The following is a 22208-nucleotide window of genomic DNA, read 5'->3' as shown; positions in this document are numbered from 1 at the left end:
AACCTACATAAAATTCGGGATATTTTATGTAGGTTTGCATTGTTTCATCAAATATGAATCCTATGAATAATCTGATACGACATATAACAAGCCTTATATTTATTTCTCTTTCTCTGTCTGCCTATCCGATTTCTTATTCTTTTCGTGGTCTGTCAGAAACAAATGGATTATCTGATTTAACGGTCAGTGCCTTGTATAAAGACTCCGTAGGTTATCTTTGGATTGGAACAGCTACGTCTGTTGAATGTTTTGATGGTTTTCGTTTCAAGCATTATCCGATATTCGGAGATGATGAGAAACTGAAATGGGTGAATGTGATTGCGGAAACGCAAGGCAATCAGATTTTGGTGGGAAACGATATGGGCCTTTGGCGGATAAATAAAGAATCAGGTAAATTAGAACCGTTTGTTGCTGAAGTGATAAAATTCGGAGTTCGTTCTTTATTGACCGATGCGCAGGGAACCTTATATATTGGCAGCGAAAAAGGATTGTTTGTCTGCAAAAATAATGAATTGGAGCAGATTACTATCAATGCGGATATGTGGTCATCGGATAATTTCATAGTCGATTTGAATATGGGAGAAAAGGATACATTATGGATTCTGACTCGCTCCAAACTATATTCAATGAATCTGTCTACCCGAAAAATAACTTTATGTCCATGCGGTGACAATGATAGACAGGATTATACTTATCGGAAAATGGCACGAATTGGCTCCAGGCTCTATTTAGGGACAATGGAACATGGAGTGGTTGTTTACGATATACCGACAGGGAAGTTCAGGGATAATTGGATTGATTTGGGATGCAATGTAATTTCTTCTTTGTCGGGTGACGGAAAAGATATACTTTATGTTGGGACAGACGGAAATGGAGTACATTTTGTATCTGTCAAGGAAAATAAGGTTATGAAATCTTTCCGCTATGAACCCGGTACTAATGGCGGAATCCGCTCTAACTCTGTCTATTCATTGCTGGTGGACAGGGAAGGATTGATATGGGTTGGATTCTATCAGTTGGGACTTGATTATACACTGTATCAGAGCGGGCTTTTCTCTACCTATTCTTATTCTCCTTATTTTGATTCAAAAGACATACCGGTACGGGCCATAGCTATCAATGAGAATGAAAGATTGATAGGTTCCCGCAATGGTCTCTTCTATGTTGATGAGACGAAACGGCGTTTTAGGAGTTTCAAGTCACCCCAATTACGCTCTAATATGATAATGTGCATTTACCCGTTTCAAGGAAAGTATTATATCGGTACGTATGGTGGTGGCATGTATATACTGGATTCTTCTACATTAACTATCCGTGATTTTGAACCTTCGGAGTCTCCTTTTGTGAAAGGACATGTTTTCTGCATCAAGTCGGACAATGACGGTTGTTTGTGGATTGCCACTTCAATGGGGTTGTATCAGTATAAAGATGGCGAACAACTCAATCACTATACCAGTTCGAATTCCAAACTCCCGGAAGGGAATGTGCTTGATATATGCTTTGATTCTACAGGAAAGGGCTGGATTTGTACGGCTACCGGTTTATGTATCTGGGATCCTTCCACTCGTAGTATCAAATCAGATGTATTCCCCGAAGGCTTTATACATAAAGAGAAAATCAGGACAGTATATGAAGATTCTTCCCACGAGCTCTATTTCCTTCCGGATAAAGGCCCTATTTTTATTTCCGATTTGTCAATGACTCATTTCCGAAGATTCCAGCCGGGCACTCTTTTGGAAGGGAAAGATGCCATGTTTATGATCGAAGACCGTGAAGGGTGGCTGTGGATTGGTACGAATCTGGGCCTGTACCGTTATGATAAAAAAAGTACAATTGTTCCTTATACTTTTGTAGATGGATTACCGAGTTCTGTTTTTATTACCTGTTGCCCTGTTATAGATGCTTCGGGAACAATCTGGTTTGGCAATTCCAAAGGATTGATTTATTTGACCAGGGATTTACGTGATATAAATGAAGAAAACAGTTATCCCTTGGCTATTACAGATGTATATGTGAATGGTAAAGAACCTTATCATCCTGCTATACAGAGAGAACAGCATCTCTATAAAGTCTCTTTGGAATCGTCGCACAAGAATCTGACTATCTGTTTCTCCGGATTTACCTATTCCGACCCTGCATATATGTCTTATGAATATAAAATGGAAGGGATGGATGATGATTGGCAGTTGTTGGGTGGTAAATCCGAACTGACCTATTATGACTTGTCTTCCGGGAAATATCAATTCAAAACCCGTCGGATTGGTGAGCCCGGTTCGGAAATCTGTTTATCAGTGACTATTGCTTCCTCTTTTAACGCGACCTTATGGGGAACAATTCTATTATTGATTGCAATAATATGCTTAAGCTATGCTTATTACCGGAGAAAAAAGAACTCTCCGGCTCTTGCGGCGGACGCCATAGAAACCGGGAAACCGGTAGTTGAAGAAAAATACAGAAAGAGCAATGTGAGTATGGAAGAATGTTATCGGCTGGCAAACGAACTGGATATGCTGATGCAGGAAAAAAGACTGTATGTTAACCCTGATTTAAAGATTGCGGATTTGGCGTCAGTATTGAACGTCTCTCCATATACATTGTCCTACGTGTTTAATCAGTTCTTGAACAAGAATTATTATGATTATCTGAATGATTACCGCATAGCTGAGTTTAAACGGTTGCTTAATGAGGATGAATATTCAAAATATACCTTAAGTGCTTTAGCTGAACTGTGTGGTTTTAGTTCTCGTACTTCCTTTTTCCGTTATTTTAAAAAGACGACCGGAATAACCCCGAACGAATACGTCCAAAGTATAGGACGAACTAATGAAGATTGATTGCCGGAGTCTCATATAATAATTTGAGACTCCAGCTTTCGGTTATCTAATTAGTTGATTACCAGTAGCTATTACGACTTCTGTTTCCCTTCCAATAGGATGAAATCTATCCGCCCTTTTTTATTGTTTCTTTTCCGTATTTACCATTTATATTTGCCAGCGTAATGATAAACAAAAATCTAAGCAATGGAAAATATAAACATGAAATCCACTCAACTGGTTGCTGACTCTTATAAGAGTTATCATCATTCCGTTTATCTTTATATCTATTATAAAATAGGTAAGGACGAAGAAGCAAAAGACCTGTCACAAGATGTCTTTTTGCGTTTGATGGACTATAAGCAGATATTGCGTCCGGAAACAGTGAAACATTTTATATTCGCGATTTGCCGGAATCTGGTAACGGACTATTTGCGTCGTTTTTACAAAGCTCAAGAAGTAACTTCCTATCTTTTCGACCGGATTCCTACTTGTACCAATGAAGTGGAGAGCCAGATTATTGCCAATAATCTATTGACATGCGAATGGGAGAGAGCCAATCAGCTTCCTGAACAACGTCGGAAGATTTATATCATGAGTCGTTTCGAAAATAAATCCTCGGCTGATATTGCCGCCCAATTGGGAATTTCTTCCCGTACGGTGGAAAACCACTTATTTATCAGTCGGAAAGAAATCCGTGAGTATATCCAACAGTGTATCTAATATTAGAATAAATAGTATAAATGTTAGTTTTAAATTTTATGTATATGAAAAAAAATCTCTTCAGATTCTCATCGAGAAGATTTCTATTCTCTACGGTGATGGCCTCTGCCCTTGTAACAGGTGCTCCGCAGGCGGTATTTGCCAATGTGGGAGAAGTGCAGGCTGTTTCGCAGACTGGGGCAATCAAAGGTAAAATCGTGGATTCCTATGGCGAACCTGTTATTGGTGCCAATGTCAAAGTGAAAGGCACTACCAATGGTACGATAACGGATATGGATGGAAACTTTACTTTGAATAATGTATCAGGTGGTACGTTGGTGATTTCTTTTATTGGTTATAAGACGTTGGAAGTTTCTGTAAAAGGGACGAATCTGGCTAAAATTATCATGCACGAAGATACAGAGGTGCTGGATGAAGTTGTTGTGGTAGGTTATGGTACTCAGAAAAAAGAATCGTTGACAGGCTCGGTAACAGTGGTCGACCAAAAACTTTTTAAGGACAAAGGTACAGTGGCCAATCCGCTCTCGGCTATGCAAGGTCAGGTTCCGGGCTTACGCATCACCCGCTCGTCGGCTGCTCCCGGCGAAGAAGGATGGGGTGTCTCAATCCGTGGCTCTGTCTCAAAGAACAAGGTAGAACCTCTTTTGATTATTGACGGTGTACCAGCCAGTGGTGTGAGCGAGATGGCTCAACTCAATGCCGACGACATCGAAACCATTAACTTCCTGAAAGATGCTTCGGCTGCTATTTATGGCGCAAAAGCAGCGGGTGGTGTGATTTTGGTAACTACCAAACGTCCCGATGCCGGCAAAACCAGAGTGGAATATAGCGGTTCGGTTACACGTAAAATTGTAGGTTTGCAACCCCGCATGATGAGCATGGACGAATGGACGGACGGTGTGCTCCAAGCCCGTTTGAATGATGGCTATGGAGAAGACGACAACTGGGTGCGCTATGCCCGTTTGGCTAAAGCGATGAAGGGGAGTTGGATTAATCTGCATGGTGGAAACAATCCCGATGAAGATCCCATTCCGGGAGGATTCCGTGGTGTGGCCGACTTTGTGTTTCACGATATGAACTGGACTGATGTGCTGTGGGGAAACGCCACTTCTACCCAGCATAACCTCAGCGTAAGCGGAGGTTCGGAAAAATCGACCTACCGACTTTCGTTGGGGTATTTGAACGACCAAGGGACGCTGCAATGGGGGAACAACTCGAACGAACGCTATAATGTACGTTTATTCAACAGTTTCAAGATAAACAACCGTATCAGCTTGGAAACCAACATGTCAGCTAGTCGTCAGCATCAAGTGGCTCCTACACAGATTGGTAGTATATTGGGTAGCAGCATACCGCAGCCAGGGCTACCGGTTTCGACTATTGATGGCAAACCGTATGCGTGGGGAGGCATTCATACCCCCAACTGGTCGGCCGAATTGGGTGGTGACAACAAACTTGTGGTGACCACAATGAATGTGAACGAGATTTTGAAAGTGAACATTTTGGATGGTCTTGATTTTCAGGGAACTTTGGGATACTCAACGAACAATGCGGCCCGTGACGAACAATATCTTTCGGTTGATTGGTATCAATACGACGGCACTCCGATTCTGAATGAGAACTCTCCCTATCCCGCAAAAGAAAAATCATCGTATACTAAAAGTTCTGCGCGTACCGACAATTACACGGCATCAGCTTTCCTCACTTATAAGAAATTATTTGATGAGGTTCATGACATATCGCTTATGGGAGGTGTGCAATACGACTATGCCGCTTACGATTATAGCGGCACCAAAGCAATGGACGTGGAAGCGGCAATCGAATCGCTTAACGGTAAAGGACAAATCTACATAGACAAAGTAGACCGTTGGGAGGAAGCCATTCTTTCTTATTTCGGTCGCTTGAATTATAACTACAAGTCGAGATATATGGTCGAAGTGAATGCTCGTTACGACGGCTCTTCGAAATTTTTGCCCAAGAATCGCTGGAACTTCTTCTGGGGCGCATCAGCCGGATGGCGTATCACTGAAGAAAAATTCATGGAGAACTTGCGTGACTATGTGAATGAACTGAAACTACGTGCCTCATATGGTGAGGTAGGTAACCAAAATGGTATCGGACGCTATGACGGCATCCAACTTTACAACTACAAATCGAACAGCGGCGCTTTGTTGGGCAACTCGAAGGGAACCTATGTGGAATCTGCCGGACTGGTGAGCACCGTGCGTACTTGGGAACGTATCTACAACTATAACTTGGGTATTGACTTCGGATTCCTCAACAATCGCCTTACGGGTACGTTCGAGGTCTTTAAAAAGAAAAACGATAATATGCTGGTTTCGCGTCTGCACCCCGGTGTCCTGGGTGGAACTGCTCCCAGCACTAATAGCGGTAAGTTTGAAGCCAATGGTTACGATGCCAGCTTGACTTGGCGTGACAAGATAGGCAGTTTCAACTACCATGTTGGCGGTACGTTAACCTATATGACCAACAAACTAGTCGATGGAGGTAACATCGTGGTGAGTGCAGGTTATAACGAAGCCGTGAATGGCTACCCACTCAACTCGGTATTTGGTTACCGCTATGTGGGCAAGGTACAAAACCAAGACCAACTGGACTATTATGTGGACAAATATGTGGGCAGCAACTCTATCGCCCTGCCTGCCAACTTGCGTTTGGGCGACCACATGTATGAAGATGTGAACAAAGATGGTAAACTGACACAAGACGACCTTGTATTTCTTGGTTCCGACGACCCCAAATATTCGTTCTCGTTTAATTTCGGATGCGAGTGGAAAGGATTCGATTTCAATACCGTGTTCCAAGGTGTGGGCAAGCGTACCATCTATCGTGAAATTGACTCTTGGAAAGTGCCTTTCAAAGCTATTTGGCTGAACACTACCAACCAGTCGGTAGGTAATGTATGGAGTCCTGAAACTCCTAACAACCATTTTCCTACTTATTCAAACAGTAATGACATCAATAACTATAACTACATTCCCTCTACCTGGTCGGCCGATAATGGAGCATACCTGCGTCTCAAAGAGATTGTACTAGGTTATACATTGCCAAAGGCATGGATGAATAAGAGCGGTTTCATCAGCAACCTGCGTATTTATGTATCGGGCGCCGACTTGTGGGAAAAATCATATATCACCGATGGTTGGGATCCCGAAGCCACCCGCAAAGTGGAAAACAAGCAACGCTATCCGTTTAACCGCACCGTGACTTTCGGTGTGAATGCCACATTCTAATTTTTATTCTTAATATTGAAGATAACAATGAAAAAAATAGCATATATTTTAGGAATCATTTGCGCCATGACCATGCAGTCGTGTTTAGACCTTGAGCCCAAGACACAATTGGCGGATACCAACTATTGGAAGTCGCCCGAACACTTCAAACTTTTTGCCACCCAGTTCTACGGCTGGTCGGCCGACTTTCGATGGCTCGACGACAGTCAGCACGCTGATATTCGCTCGGACTTGTTTGCCGGTAGCACGGTGAACATCTATAGCAACGGAACAAACAGTATTCCGTCATCTGACAAGCATTATACCGACAATTACAATCGTATTCGTCAAACCAATACTTTATTGCAACAAGCCGATGCGTATGAACAACAAGCCGACATCGCCATTTCGGTGGGGGAAGCCCGTTTCTTCCGTGCTTATTGTTACTTTGAGTTGTTGCAGGCTTATGGTGACCTTATCATTACCCGCACGCCGCTCGACATCGACTCGCCTGAGATGCAGAAGGCCCGTAATCCGCGTACCGAGGTAGCTGACTTCATCATTGACGACTTGAAAGAAGCCGCTAAACTATTACCCGTCGATAAGGCTATCAGCAGCAGCGATGAAGGCCGCCTCTCCAGCGAAGCCGCTTTGGCATTTCTTTCGCGTGTAGCCCTCTATGAAGGTACATGGGAGAAATTCCATAATGGCGGTCAAAATACCGAACGTACAAAAGATTTGCTCAATACCGCAGCACAGGCGGCTCATGATGTAATGGCGGGTGGAGCATTCGAACTTTTTGCTCCTCAAGAATTGGGTACGGAAGCTTACAAATATCTCTTTATCTTGGAGAATGAAAAGTCGAACCCTGCCAGTATCAATAAAACAGGTAATAAAGAGTATATCTTTACCCGCCGCCACGACCCTGTTATCAATTCTATCGGCTTCAACATCACCCAAGGGCGTTTGGGCAATGCCTTGTACGTTACTCGCAAAATGGCTAATATGTATCTGCAAAGCAATGGATTGCCCATCAATCCCCAAACGTGGAATTACACGAAAGTGGATGATGAATATAAAAATCGCGACAACCGCATGAACAATCAGCTTATGGTGCCCGGACAAACTTACTGGGGTACAAACGGCGGACGCATCGATTGGAGCGGCAATGCTGCCGAAATAGCCAATGCCTCGCATAGGAACTTCATACCTCAAACGGGTACAGGCTACTTTCCCCACAAGTGGTGTAGCGAACGCGACGGAGTGCCTACCGGTATGGAAGCTTACGATTTCCCCATCATCCGCTATGCCGAGGTGCTGCTGAACTATGCCGAAGCCGTGTTTGAACGCGATGGACAAATATCGGATGAAGACTTAGCCATCAGTTTGAACTTGACACGCAAACGCATCAACCCCGAAATGCCTGACTTGACTAACGACTTTGTTACGGCAAATAATTTGGATATGCGCACAGAGATTCGTCGTGAGCGTACCATCGAATTTTTCGATGAGAATTTCCGCATTGATGATCTGAAGCGTTGGAAAACGGCCGAAGACGAAATGCCGATGAATCTCACCGGTGTGAAGTGGAAAGGTACCGATTTTGAAAACAGATGGCCTGATGCTTCCTTTAAGGAGAAAGATGGTGAAGGTTGCATTATCCACGAGAAAGGACGCAACTGGCACGAAAAGCATTACTTATTGCCGCTGCCCACCGACCAGCTCAAACTGAACTCCAACTTGAAACAAAATCCGGGTTGGAACCAATAATCCATTCATTATTCATTTATAAAGTAATCGAATTATGACATACAAAAATATACTTCAAAAGGGTGCGTTTGCAGCACTGATGACGGCTGGCTTAATGATGACCGTTTCGTGCAACGATGACGATGTATCCCCTGTTTTAGAAGAGAGAGTGCTCGTTAAGGAAATCAACCTTGAAGTGACCCCCGAACTGCCTCTGCTGATAGGCACTGACACTTTGATAAAATATACCGTAGGTCCTGATGAGGCTTTCAACAAAGAGGTGGTATGGAAATCGACTGTGCCCGATGTGGCTACCGTAGATGCCGAAGGACGCATCACGGCAGTGAAGGCCGGTAGTACGGTAATTTCGGCCAAGCCGGCTGTGGGTTATTCTGCCACTTCGACCATTAATGTGAAGGTAGTAAACGAAATTATTCACATCACTGATATCAATCTCACTAACGAAGACCTCGAAGTGTTTGTAACCTCAACTTTGCCCCTCACTTGGCAGACTTCCCCGGCCGACCCCACTTACCCCGGGTTGATTTGGAAAAGCCTTACTCCCGATAAAGCCACTGTCAATGAAAAAGGCGAGGTGAAGGGCATAGCTGAAGGAAAGGCACGCATCCAAGTTACTGCTACCGACGACAAACATTTCACGAAAGAGTTTGAAATTAAGGTGAAGCCCATTATCTATATCGAAAGTATGGAATTTGTGAAAGAAGCAGACAAACTGGCTTTGGGTGAAACCTACACTCCGCAGATGAATGTAACGCCGATAGATGCTACGCTTTCGTACATCGTATGGGAAAGCAGTAAGCCGGATGTTGTAGAGATTGACGAAAAAGGCCGGTTCGTGGCGAAGGCTTATGGCAATGCAGTAATTACCGCTTTGGCCGACTATGGTGACGGTAAACCTGTCAAAGCTACGATGAGTGTCAACGTGAGCGAAGGTTTAATGAACGACCAGTTTACTGTCGAGAACATCTGGCAGCCATTCGGAAACTTTACTCACCGGGAATTTGAATGGATGGAGAATGACGGAGTACTTCGTATTTTCCCCGGTGAAGATAAGACTTACAAAGCTGTCCGCATTTGTCGCAACGGCGGTTTTGGGTTCAACGTAACCAACTATCCCATCTTGGCCTTTAAAATGAAATTCCCCGAAAATGTGTTCGAAGCATCGACAAGTATAGAGTGGTATCTAGATATTTGGGGCGGAAGCGGCATTACCGTAGCCGGTAAATATGGCGAAGATACCGATAAAGGAAAAAATGCCATGACTGTGGTAGATTGCGGTGAATACAAAGTATTCTACGCCGACTTCACGAAGAAATTCCTTGGCAAAAATCAACAGTATATGCCTACCTCATTGACGAAGTACGACACGGTAGAACTTCAATTTTGGAAAATCTGGTATGAAGCCAATGAAACAGGCAGCATCTATGTGGATTGGATAAAGACTTTCGAATCGGAACAAGAACTGAAAGATTTGATAAAGAACGAAAGTGGTAAACAATAGCATCTACTTTCTCTGGAAACTGATTGAATAACAAAATGAAAATTGAATGTATGAAAAATCTTATTTATACCTTCGTGGGCAGCGTAACGCTTGTGTTGCTGACCAGCTGTAGTGCTGAGTTCGAGAACGGAACTCCCGAACCATGGCAACGCGAAATCAACCCCAATGAAAATTATGAGTACACCATCAAGCATCCTTGTCTGGTGAACACCGAAGCCGACTTTGAACGCGCACGCCGCAAAGTGAACGAACGTGCCGAACCTTGGATTAGCGGTTGGGAAAAATTGTGCGAAAGCCGATTTGCCCAACTGAGCTACAACGCAAACCCGCAAGAAGAAATTGTACGTCACTCGCAAGGCGGCAACTTCAATACGGCCGCTTTCGATGCCGGTGCCGCTTATCAGTTGGCTGTACGCTGGAAAATTTCGGGAGATGAAGATTATGCCAAGGCAGCTGTTAAAATTCTGAACGGATGGGCTAAGACTTGTAAGGGGGTGAATTATAAAACATGGCCCGATGACAGCCATCGTCTGCTTGCCGCCGGATTTATCGGATACCAGTTTGCTGCTCCCGCTGAATTGATGCGGGATTACGAAGGTTGGAAAACCGAAGATTTTGAAGTCTTCAAGAAATGGATAGATAAAACTTTCTATCCCATCTGTGATGATTTCTTGGATAACCACTTTAATTCTTCAGCCATTTCGGGCTGGATGAGTTGGGATTTGCCCGCCATGCTCACCATTCTTTCTATCGGCGTGCTGAATGACGACGATGCCAAGATTAAACAAGCTTTGGAGTTTTTCTATCACGGAAAAGGTATGGGCTGTATCGAATGGTCGGTGAAAGGCATGCACGAGGATCCTGCGGGAAAAGTGAAAGGCAGACATTTGGCACAGAGCCAGGAGATGGGACGCGACCAGGGGCATGCTACTCTCAACGTAGGCTTACACGCTTACTTCTGTCGTACAGCTTATAACATGGGCATCGACCTTTTTGCCTACAACGACAACATCATTCTCGACCTCTGCGAATATACGGCTAAGTATAACTTAACTTCGGCCGAAGATGTGGAAATGCCTTTCGAACCTTACTATCACCCTAAATACGGTTGGCACGAGAAGGTGTCGGCCGACGGTAAGGGGCGTGCCCGTCCGGGATGGGAACTCCTTTACAACCATTACGCCAAGGTGAAAGGTATGAATGCTCCATATTCGCAAGCTTTTGCTGAAAAAGAACGCCCCGAAGGATATGGCGAGCGTGGTACTGCCGAAGCCGGTGATTTGGGGTTTGGAACATTATTGTATACTGAAGAATAACTTTTTGAGATTTTCCTACTGATTTCAAGGAGTTAAGAGGTTAGGCTTCTTAACTCCTTGACGTTACTCAATGGAAACCCTTACAACCCTTTATCTTATGATAAATAGATTATTTTCTACCTTATTATTCCTTTCCTGTCTTTTTTGTGGTTTGTCCCCAACGGCAAAGGCGCAAAACAACGAGTGGGAAAATCCCACCCAATATGAGTGGAACAAAGAGAAACCACACGCTGACTTTCGCCTCTACGAGCGCGCAGATGATGCAGTGAACGATAATCCCCAAAAATCGCCTTGGCAATACTCGTTGAATGGTACGTGGAAATTTGTTTATGCTCCCTCTATCGCAGAAAGCATAAGAGATTTTTATCGTACAGATTTATCCGACAATGATTGGGATACAATTATTGTCCCTTCCAACTGGGAAATCCAAGGATTCGGTGAGCCGATAATCCGCAACATTCAGTATGTGTTTTCACCCAATCCACCTTATATCGACGTTGATAATCCTGTGGGGACTTACCGGCGCACATTTACGGTTCCTCAAAACTGGCAGGGGCGTGAAGTGTTGTTGCACTTCGGTTCCATCAGCGGCTACGCCCGTATCTATGTGAACGGGCAGCAGGTGGGGATGACTAAAGCATCCAAGACTCCGGCAGAATTTAATGTGACAAACTATTTGAAAAAAGGAGAGAACTTACTTGCTGTACAGGTGTATCGCTGGCACGATGGCAGCTATATGGAAGACCAGGATTTTTGGCGTCTAAGCGGTATCGAACGTGATGTTTTCCTGACCGCTTATCCCCAAACGACCATTTGGGATTTCTTTCTGCATGCAGGACTGGACGATACCTACCGACACGGGCAATTCCGGGCTACTGTAGACTTGCGTTCGTTCAATACCAATGCAACCCTGCAAAAGGGGACACTTACACTCGATTTGAAGGACGCAGGGGGGAAGACTGTCTTATCAGTGCAGAAAGCATATTGTATCTCAGACATAAGTACTACACTTGCTTTCGAAGGCACTGTGCGCAATGTGCGGAAATGGAGCGCCGAACACCCTTCGCTCTACGACTGTATCCTGACACTTCGAGCCGATGGCGACAAGCAACAGACGGTAGTGGCTCATAAAGTCGGATTCCGCCGCATTGAGATAAAGAATGCACGGCTACTAGTGAATGGTGTACCTACCTATATAAAAGGTGTCAACCGTCACGAGCATAATGATACGTTGGGACATGTGCAGACCCGCGAAATCTTAATGAATGATTTGCGACTGATTAAACAACTGAACATGAATGCCATTCGTACCAGCCATTATCCAAATCATCCGTTATTCTATCAATTGTGTGACCAATATGGTATCTATGTAGTGGATGAAGCCAATATTGAAACTCATGGAATGGGTTCGGTTCCTTATTTCAAAGATACCATCCCGCATCCTGCTTATCGGCCCGAATGGTATGCAGCTCACGTCGACCGTATCACCCGAATGGTGGAAAGGGATAAAAATCATCCATGTATCATCGGATGGTCATTAGGAAACGAATGTGGTAATGGAATCGTGTTCCACGATGAGTATAAGCGCTTGAAGAAATATGACCCCGGTCGTTTTGTACAGTTCGAGCAGGCTTGGGAGGATTGGAATACAGATGTTGTCTGTCCGATGTATCCCAATATGTGGAAAATAACAGAATATCGGAAGTCCGGCAAACAGCGACCGTTTATCATGTGTGAGTATGCTCACGCCCAAGGAAACAGTAATGGCAATTTTAAAGACCTTTGGGATATTATTTATGACAGCCCTAACTTGCAAGGCGGTTTTATCTGGGATTTTATGGATCAGGGATTTAAGGTAAAGACCGAACCAAGAGACGGACGTACTTATTGGACGTATAATGGTAAGATGGGTAGCTATAAATGGCTGGAAGATAAGAAAGGGGAACTAAACACGGGAACTGACGGTTTGATTTCTGCCAATGGTATTCCCAAACCACAAGCGTATGAAGTGAAGAAAGTGTATCAGTACATTCAGTTTAGCGCAAAAGACTTGGGGAAAGGAATTATTTCCATTAAAAACCGTTATGACTTTACCAATCTGGATGAGTATGCTTTCATATGGGAAATATACAAAAACGGAGAAAAAATATCTACAGGGGATTTCAACGTTGATTTAATACCTCACGAAGAGAAAGAGATACGTTTATCTCTTCCTGTTATACCGGAAGACGGGAATGAGTATTTCCTTAATCTCTATGCGCACACCCGGGTTGCTACCGATTTAGTACCTGCCCGCTATGAAGTAGCTAGAGAGCAGATGCAATTAAATAAAAGTAGTTTCTTCACATCGCTTCCGCCTTGTTCGGGAAAACTATCTTATGAAACGAAAGATAATATTTTGTCTTTTCAATCGGGTGCCGTTTCAGGTAAGATTGATTTGAAAAAGGGAATCTTGTTTGATTATATGATAAATGGCAAGCAACCTATCAGGCAATATCCCGAACCTGCCTTTTGGCGTGCTCCAGTCGATAATGATTTTGGAAATAAAATGCCCACTTTGGCAGGTGTTTGGCGGACAGCTCATGTCAACCGTTATGTGAAGAAAGTGACAATAGACGAACAGAATGAAAAAGGATTATCCATCAGGATTGATTGGATATTAAATGATATTCAGGTTCCTTATATGATGGAATATTTGATCTGTAATAATGGTGCTATTGTTGTGACAGGCAGTATCGACCTGACAGGAACGAAACTTCCCGAACTTCCCCGTTTTGGTATGCGTATGGAATTGCATCAACCTTATGAAAACTTGGTCTATTACGGTAGAGGGCCTTTTGAGAACTATATCGACCGTTATTCGAGTTCCTTCATCGGACGATATGAGGATAAGGTTGAAAATCAGTTCTATTGGTATATACGTCCGCAGGAAACAGGAAATAAAACAGATGTTCGTTGGCTGTCCTTATTGGATAGCGAAGGGCAAGGAGTGAGAATTACAGGCTTGCAACCTATCGCATTTTCCGCTTTGCATTTCTCACCGGAAGACCTTGATCCCGGCCTGACCCGTAAATTGCAGCATACTATCGACATTGTTCCACAAAAGAATATCTTTCTGCACGTTGACTTGAAGCAACGTGGATTAGGCGGCGATAATAGTTGGGGAATGTATCCGCACAATGAATATCGCTTGCTTGACAAGAAATATACTTATAGCTATATGATTGAATTGGTAGAAAAGAATTCAGATTAAGGCTATTGTTTGAATCAGTGGCAGATAAAATCTTCAATAGCATTGAGTAAATAAATTCTCCCCTTCGTATTTGTTTTCCATATATAACAAATACGAAGGGACTATTTTTTTGTATAAAGGAATGTGCTCTTTTGGAGATTTTTATGTATGTTTGTCACATGTTTAATATGAAAGGAAGCGGTTGTAAGTGAAGAACACGATTAAATATCTGATTCTTTTAATCATATACTTGGTTTGTGGTGTAAATCTGCAAGCCCAGAATTATACATTTCGTAATGTAGTCATGTCCGATGGACTGTCCGGGTTATTGGTGAATGCCATTTATAAAGACTCGGAAGGTTTTGTCTGGCTAGGAACAGATAATTGTCTCGATCGTTTTGATGGTGTGAAAGTTCGACATTATGAATTTCGAGGCGTGGATTCCGGAAGAAAGAAACGGGTGAACTGCATCACGGAAACAGCCGACAATCAGCTTTGGGTAGGAAACGGTATCGGACTTTGGCGTCTGAATCGTGCGAACGGCCAGTTGGAGAGAATTGTTCCCGAAAAGATAGATTTTGCTGTAAATACTTTACTTCCGGATGGAGATATTCTCTATATCGGTACGGAGAAAGGATTGTTCATTCAAAAGGACGGGCAATTGCTCCAAGTATTGACCGACCGGAATATGCTGGCTGCCTGTAATCGAATTATGGATCTCTGTCTGAATGAAGATAAAAGTGCGTTATGGCTGGCTACAGTGCAAGGTTTGTTCTCTTATTCATTGAAAGATGGTAAGATTGATTCCTGGCATTTCCAGGAGAATGTTCCCGAGGCCGATTATTTCCGCTGCCTGACTCGTATTGGAGAAACCCTTTATTTAGGTACAATGAGTCAGGGAGTAGTTCGTTTCGATATAAACAAAAAGAGCTTTTCGCATACGGTGTCTTTAGGCTGTGATGTCATTTCCGACATATCCAGTGATGGAAAGGAGACAGTATACATTGCAACAGATGGTAATGGCGTTCATTTCCTTTCACATAAAGCCCAACAAGTGGCACGTCGTTTTTGTCACGATGTAAGTGATAAAGAAGGTATTCGCAGTAATTCCATTTATTCACTATTGGTGGATGACAGAGGTGCTGTTTGGGTGGGGCACTTCCAGGCAGGTTTGGACTACTCACTTTATCAGAATGGTCTTTTCCAAACTTATGCTTATCCTCCTCTGTTTAACTCTGCCAATCTTTCCATTCGTTCTTTTGTCAACAGAGGACACGAGAAAGTCATCGGTTCACGTGACGGCTTGTATTATATAAATGAAGCTACCGGAGTCGTAAAGAGTTTTGTGAAACCTGTTTTGACTTCGGATTTGATATTGACTATCTGTTTTTATGAAGGCGAATATTATATTGGTACGTATGGCGGAGGCATGATGGTGTTGAATCCGGAGACGTTATCTCTAAAATATTTTGCCCAGGGAGGAGATGGAGATACAGAGCTATTTCAGAAAGGACATATCTTTTGTGTGCGACCGGATGAAAAAGGAAATCTCTGGATAGGCACTTCACAGGGATTGTTCTGTTATAATAGACAGGCAAAACAGATCAAACACTTTACCAGCGCCAATTCCCAATTGCCGGAAGGTAACGTTTATGAAGTTAGTTTTGACTCTACCGGCAAAGGATGGATTGCCACGGAAACCGGCATGTGTATATATGATCCTGCTTCTCAAAGTTTACGATCTAATGTGTTCCCTGAAGGATTTGTGCATAGGGATAAGGTGCGTACCATTTATGAAGATACAGGACACAACCTTTATTTTATTCGTGAAAAGGGAAGTCTGTTTACCTCTACTTTAACGATGGATCGTTTTCGGAACCGTTCCGTCTTTTCTACGCTTCCTGACAATTCGCTGATGTCGATTGTGGAAGATAACCAGGGTTGGTTGTGGGTGGCTTGCAATGATGGATTGTTACGCATAAAGGAAGAAGGAGAAGAGTACGATGCCTTCACTTTCAACGATGGAGTACCGGGACCCACTTTTACGAATGGGGCTGCTTATAAAGATGAAAAAGGAATATTATGGTTCGGCAACACCAAAGGTTTGATTTATGTCGATCCGAAGCGGGTGGATGAAGTGCGTGGTAAAGTCCGTCCGATTGTGTTTACGGATATATTGGCTAATGGCATTTCTTTTACCAACCCGTCTTTAAAATATAATCAGAATAATCTGACTTTCTGCTTTACGGATTTTGCTTATGGTCTGCCTTCGGCTCTATTGTACGAATATCAGTTGGAAGGAGTGGATAAAGACTGGAAACTATTGGCTGCGCAGAATGAGGTTTCCTATTATGGATTATCTTCCGGAACTTATACGTTCCGTGTGCGCCTTCCGGGAAATGAACAGTCGGAAGCTGTTTACCAAGTAACGGTACGTCCTATGATACCTTGGTGGGGATGGGCACTTTCTGTTTTATTAGTTGTAGGCATTATTGCTTTTATACGATATTATGTGTGGAATCGTATGCGCCGCCTGCTTACTTCTCCTGCATCGGCAATCTCCGTATCCGTAGAGAATACACAGCAGAAAGACCAAACGATAGAACAAGCGGAAGTGATTTCTGAAGAGTCTTCTATCGCTGCAACCGAAGAAAAGTATAAAACCAACAGGCTGACTGAAGAAGAATGTAAAGAACTCCATAAGAAACTGGTTGCTTATGTGGAGAAAGAAAAGCCATATATTAATCCTGATTTGAAAATGGGCGATCTGGCTTCTGCTCTGGATACTTCTTCGCATTCATTATCGTATCTTTTGAATCAATATCTCAATCAGTCTTATTATGATTTTATAAACGAATACCGCGTCACTCAATTCAAGAAAATGGTGGTGGATAGTCAATATTCCCGCTATACATTAACTGCACTGGCAGAACTCTGCGGCTTCAGTTCTCGTGCTTCTTTCTTCCGCTCATTCAAAAAGAGTACGGGAGTCACTCCGAATGAATATATTCGTAGTATAGGTGGAACAGCCAAGGAAGAGTAACTTTTCGACTTATTATCACTGAAATCTATTTTATACTCATATCCCTTTCACCCTTCACACCGCCCTATTCATCGGGGTTAGAGGGTGAAGGACCTCCCTTCACCAAGTGGATTTTCCTTTTACTAGTCTTTTTCTCGTAATCTATTAATAGATAAGTTCTTCTTCTCCCTATATAAACTTCTTTTGGTCCTATTGTAAAGTTGTTTTCTATAGGGAGTAATCTATAAACGCAAGCTTTGTTTTTATAAATGAAACTTGCGTTTATAAAAACAAAGCTTGCAATTATATAATTGAAGCTTTCATTTATAGTTTACCCTTAATCAAACGTAACTTTACAATAAGTGCAATGCAAGTTTATCTTTAATGAAACGGAACTTATCTATTAATGTTCGTACTTCATTAATAGCTTTGATGTGACAATGAAACGATCAAATAATAAAATTGAAGAGGGGAAGAGGATGGGAGCAAACGAGCGTAAGTGGAGCAAAGATACGTTGATTTGAGTGATTTGAGTCTCATTTTATAAAGTGATACTCTCTTTTTTGTAAACGTAATATATTGATAATTAGAGTTGTATATTTAAATGAGTCTACCTAGATTCATTGAGATTGATCTGCTTTATTTTCTGGCTGTTATATCCAAAATCACCTCTATATTTGCATCGTGATCAAAACCGAAAAAGATAGTATTATGGAGACAACAGCTAACACTTCCGACAACATTATCACCCGTTCTTATGAAGAATATTATCAGGTGATTCTTACCTATATTACTTATCGTATCACTCATCGCTACGAAGCGGAGGATCTAACCCAGGATGTATTTGTACGTCTGCTGGACTACAAGCAAATGCTCCGTCCGGACACAGTGAAATATTTCTTGTTCACCATTGCCCGCAATATTGTAATCGACTATATCCGTCGTTATTATAAGAAACAGGAGATAGACAGCTACATCTATGATACTATGTCCACTTCTACCAATGAAACCGAAGAAAAAATTATCGGTGATGATTTAATGACAATGGAACGGACCCGCTTGGCTGCTATGCCCGAACAACGTCGGTTAATTTATACATTGAACCGCTTCGAAAATAAAACGTCTCCGGAAATCGCAAATGAACTGAATTTAAGTTGCAGGACGGTGGAAAACCATCTGTTTCTGGGACGTCGTGAAATGCGCGAGTTTTTCCGGAATTGTATATAATCTTATTCATTAATAAATAACCCTTTGTGCTTATGGAAAAGGAGTCAGAATTTACAAAGAGGTACTTGTATGCCTCACCTTATTTTAGAGAACAAAAATTTAATACTATTTTTAAACCTCAAATTTAATTTTATGAAACGAAGAGGATTAATATTTAATTCGCGGCCTAACAAAACAGCGGTGTTTGCGTTAGGATTAATGCTGGGACTTTGTCCTGTTTCAAAGGCGTGGGCCGATACAAACATGAAAGATAGTCAAGTAGTGGCACAGGCTCAAAAGAAAGTGAAAGGTCAAGTCGTTGATGCAACAGGCGAACCATTGATTGGTGTGAATATTACTGTAATAGGAGGAACAGAAGGAACTATTACGGATATCGACGGAAATTATACGATTGGTGTACCTGCTGGAGCTAAGTTGAAATTCAGCTATATTGGTTATAAGGATCAAATTATAGATGTGGCTGCACAAACTGTGATAAATGTAAAATTGCAGGAAGATAGCGAAGTATTGGACGAAGTTGTGGTAGTGGGATACGGTTCACAAAAGAAGGAGACATTGACTGGTGCTGTAACAGTGGTATCTGATAAAATGTTGAAGAATAAAGGAACGATGTCAAGTCCGTTACAGGCAATGCAAGGTCAGGTTCCGGGTGTTACGATCACTCGCAATTCGGCAGCTCCGGGAGATGAGAGCTGGGGCTTGAAATTGCGTGGTTCTGTTTCTGCAAATAATGCGGAGCCATTGATCGTTATTGACGGAGTTGCTTATGATGGTGTAAATGCACTGCGTAATATCAACCCTTCTGATATTCAGTCTATCAATTTTCTGAAAGATGCATCGGCTGCTATTTATGGTTCCCGGGCTGCAGGTGGTGTGGTATTGGTAACCACTAAGCAGGCAAAGGAAGGAAAAGCGAGAATAGAATATAGCGGTTCATACACTTACAAGATGGTGGGATTGCAGCCGGAGCTGATGACTATGAACGAGTGGGCGAATGCAGTGTTACAGACTTGTCAGAACGATGGTCAGCCGGATTCTTACTCATGGGTGAAATATGCGAAAATGGCATTGGCTAATGAAGGTAAATACATTGATTTGGATCACAGTGCAAATCCTTTCGCTCCCAGCTATTCAGATGTAATGGATTTCGTGTTCATGGATACCAACTGGCAAGACGTGTTGTTCGGCAATTCTTATTCTACGCAACATGACTTAGCTGTTTCCGGAGGTACAGAAAAGAATTTATATCGCTTGTCCGTAGGGTATATGTATGATGACAGTAACTTGAAGTGGGGAAATAATAACAATCAGCGTTTCAATCTTCGTTTGACTAATAAACTGAAAGTCTTTGATAACTTTTCTATTGAATCTGTGATAGCCTATAACCGTCAGGATCAGGTGGCTCCTTCACAACTGAATAGAACATTGACTTCCAGTTATCCGCAACCGGGACTTCCGGCTTCTACGATTGATGGAAAACCTTATTCGTGGGGAACTTGGTTGTCACCGATTTGGTTTGCCGAACTGGGTGGAGATAATAAACTGAAAGTATCTGAAATTAATATCAGTGAGAAATTCACTTACAATATTAATAAACATCTGGATGTAGTAGCAAATCTCGGTTATAACTCCGGAGTAGCTTCACGTGATATAAAGAAGATGGCTATTACTTCTTATAATTATGCGGGAACCAAGATAAACACTAAGGCTGACGGTTACAAACAGGAAGAGTCGTCTTACGAGAAAACAAGTTCGCGTACAGACTTCTATTCTATGGCAGGTTATGTTGATTATCATAATACATTTGCGCAGCATCATAATGTAAGTGCAATGGTTGGTGCTCAATATGAATTGAAAGAATACGATTATTTTGGTGTATCGGTGAAAGATATACAGAACTCGTTGGAAACTGTAAATGGGGCAGGTTTGGTAAATCTGACAGATAAACATGGTACAAAGTGGCATGAGGCTGTGATGTCCTACTATTCTCGTTTAAACTATAATTATAAGTCAAAATACTTATTGGAAGTAAATATGCGTTATGATGGTTCTTCCAAGTTTAAACCGGAAAATCGCTGGGACTTCTTTTATGGAATATCCGGTGGATGGCGTATTACGGAAGAGGCGTTTATGAAGAACATCAAATGGTTGAACGATTTGAAAATCCGTCTTTCTTATGGTGAAGTTGGTAACCAGAGTGGTATTGATCGATATGATGGTACACAATTCTATAAATTTGAATCTCAAAGCGGAGCTTATATCGGTCCTAACAAAGGCACTATCATAGATACGAATGGTAAAATCGCTTCTCTGGGACGTGAATGGGAACGCATTAAGAACTATAATTTAGGATTGGATTTTTCCTTGTTCAATTCCCGTCTGACAGGTACTGCCGAAGTATACATGAAACGTAATGATAATATGTTGATTAATGTTTCTTATCCGGGAGTTCTGGGTGATAACGCAGGTATGTCAAACAATGGAAAATTCAGATCACATGGATGGGAAGTCATGGTAAACTGGTCTGATAAGATTGGAAAAGACTTCACTTATCATGTAGGAGGTACTTATTCTTTCAATACGAATAAACTGACGGATATTGGTGCAGTTTCAGTTCTGAAATCCGGTTTTGTTGATAAACAGCAAGGTTATCCGTTGAATAGTATTTTTGGTTTGCGTTATGCCGGCAAAGCACAGACAGAAGAAGAACGTCAAAAATATCTATATCGCTTCCTGACTGGTAATACTATCGGACTGACAGAACAAAACTTCCGTTTGGGAGATAATATGTATGCTGACGTAAATAATGACGGCAAACTGGATCAGAATGATATTGTTTATTTAGGTACAGATGATCCGAAAATCTCTTTCTCTTTTAATGTAGGAGCAGAATGGAAGGGATTTGATTTATCATTGGTTTTCCAGGGTGCTGCTCAACGTACAATCTTCCGTACGGGAGATAATAACGGTAATGAGATTTGGCGTATACCGATGAAAGCATTATATCTGAACACTTCGAATCAATCGGTAGGTAACACGTGGAGTCCGGAGAACCGGGGTGCTTATTATCCGACATATAGTAATAAGAATGAAATCAATGACTACAACTATCAGGCTTCTTCCTGGTCAGTGGAAGATGGTTCTTACATTCGTCTGAAAAATGTGACATTGGGATACAATGTACCTTCTGCCTTTTTAGCTAAAACGAAAGCAATTAGTTCTTGTCGTGTATATGTAGCAGGTGCTGATCTTTGGGAATATTCTAAAATTAACGACGGATGGGATCCGGAGGCTAGCCGTAAGGTATCAGCAGCAGGACGTTTCCCCTTTGTCCGTACAGTGACTTTCGGATTAAATCTAACTTTTTAATG

At 42.3% G+C, this 22208-nt stretch carries 10 protein-coding genes; all 10 read left to right on the top strand.

The annotated features are described in order from the left end of the window. The first annotated feature begins 62 nt into the window (after window positions 1–62). The 10 genes from DW173_RS01200 (at window position 63) to DW173_RS01155 (ending at window position 22206) form a co-directional block, all read left to right on the top strand. Window positions 63–2834 (top strand): two-component regulator propeller domain-containing protein, encoded by a 2772-nt coding sequence (locus DW173_RS01200; RefSeq protein ID WP_120143510.1) that lies wholly within the window; start codon window positions 63–65, stop codon window positions 2832–2834. 186 nt (window positions 2835–3020) lie between these two features. Then, window positions 3021–3536: a sigma-70 family RNA polymerase sigma factor gene (locus DW173_RS01195; RefSeq protein WP_008021644.1), complete on the top strand. Its 516-nt coding sequence runs from the start codon at window positions 3021–3023 to the stop codon at window positions 3534–3536. 44 nt (window positions 3537–3580) lie between these two features. Continuing rightward, on the top strand, window positions 3581–6790 hold the full coding sequence (locus DW173_RS01190) for a SusC/RagA family TonB-linked outer membrane protein (protein WP_199722802.1): 3210 nt from the start codon (window positions 3581–3583) through the stop codon (window positions 6788–6790). Between the two features lie 27 nt (window positions 6791–6817). After that, on the top strand, window positions 6818–8539 hold the full coding sequence (locus tag DW173_RS01185) for a RagB/SusD family nutrient uptake outer membrane protein (RefSeq protein ID WP_120143455.1): 1722 nt from the start codon (window positions 6818–6820) through the stop codon (window positions 8537–8539). Window positions 8540–8573: 34 nt separating this feature from the next. Continuing rightward, on the top strand, window positions 8574–10040 hold the full coding sequence (locus DW173_RS01180; RefSeq protein WP_004316026.1) for an Ig-like domain-containing protein: 1467 nt from the start codon (window positions 8574–8576) through the stop codon (window positions 10038–10040). Window positions 10041–10090: 50 nt separating this feature from the next. After that, the gene (locus tag DW173_RS01175; protein ID WP_229067690.1) at window positions 10091–11356 is read left to right on the top strand and encodes an alginate lyase family protein; all 1266 of its coding nucleotides are present in this window, start codon (window positions 10091–10093) and stop codon (window positions 11354–11356) included. A 97-nt stretch (window positions 11357–11453) separates the two neighbouring features. Next, window positions 11454–14609: a glycoside hydrolase family 2 TIM barrel-domain containing protein gene (locus tag DW173_RS01170; protein ID WP_120143509.1), complete on the top strand. Its 3156-nt coding sequence runs from the start codon at window positions 11454–11456 to the stop codon at window positions 14607–14609. 187 nt (window positions 14610–14796) lie between these two features. Next, the gene (locus DW173_RS01165; RefSeq protein WP_120143453.1) at window positions 14797–17631 is read left to right on the top strand and encodes a two-component regulator propeller domain-containing protein; all 2835 of its coding nucleotides are present in this window, start codon (window positions 14797–14799) and stop codon (window positions 17629–17631) included. Between the two features lie 690 nt (window positions 17632–18321). Further along, complete coding sequence (locus DW173_RS01160) at window positions 18322–18837, top strand: RNA polymerase sigma-70 factor (RefSeq protein ID WP_008021654.1); 516 nt, start codon at window positions 18322–18324, stop codon at window positions 18835–18837. A 69-nt stretch (window positions 18838–18906) separates the two neighbouring features. Next, the gene (locus tag DW173_RS01155) at window positions 18907–22206 is read left to right on the top strand and encodes a SusC/RagA family TonB-linked outer membrane protein (protein ID WP_118195591.1); all 3300 of its coding nucleotides are present in this window, start codon (window positions 18907–18909) and stop codon (window positions 22204–22206) included. Window positions 22207–22208: the final 2 nt, after the last annotated feature.

Source organism: Bacteroides sp. AM16-13 (genome assembly GCF_003602705.1).
Classification (GTDB): domain Bacteria; phylum Bacteroidota; class Bacteroidia; order Bacteroidales; family Bacteroidaceae; genus Bacteroides; species Bacteroides xylanisolvens.
The sequence above is the reverse complement of the archived record's forward strand: the minus strand, read 5'-3'. Positions and strand labels throughout refer to the sequence as shown.

Bases quoted from the DNA above. Each gene is read 5' to 3' on its own strand.
- DW173_RS01170 (WP_120143509.1), top strand. From the start codon at position 11,454: ATGATAAATAGATTATTTTCTACCTTATTATTCCTTTCCTGTCTTTTT.
- DW173_RS01160 (WP_008021654.1), top strand. From the start codon at position 18,322: ATGGAGACAACAGCTAACACTTCCGACAACATTATCACCCGTTCTTAT.
- DW173_RS01180 (WP_004316026.1), top strand. From the start codon at position 8,574: ATGACATACAAAAATATACTTCAAAAGGGTGCGTTTGCAGCACTGATG.
- DW173_RS01155 (WP_118195591.1), top strand. From the start codon at position 18,907: ATGCCTCACCTTATTTTAGAGAACAAAAATTTAATACTATTTTTAAAC.
- DW173_RS01185 (WP_120143455.1), top strand. From the start codon at position 6,818: ATGAAAAAAATAGCATATATTTTAGGAATCATTTGCGCCATGACCATG.
- DW173_RS01175 (WP_229067690.1), top strand. From the start codon at position 10,091: ATGAAAAATCTTATTTATACCTTCGTGGGCAGCGTAACGCTTGTGTTG.
- DW173_RS01190 (WP_199722802.1), top strand. From the start codon at position 3,581: ATGAAAAAAAATCTCTTCAGATTCTCATCGAGAAGATTTCTATTCTCT.
- DW173_RS01200 (WP_120143510.1), top strand. From the start codon at position 63: ATGAATAATCTGATACGACATATAACAAGCCTTATATTTATTTCTCTT.
- DW173_RS01195 (WP_008021644.1), top strand. From the start codon at position 3,021: ATGGAAAATATAAACATGAAATCCACTCAACTGGTTGCTGACTCTTAT.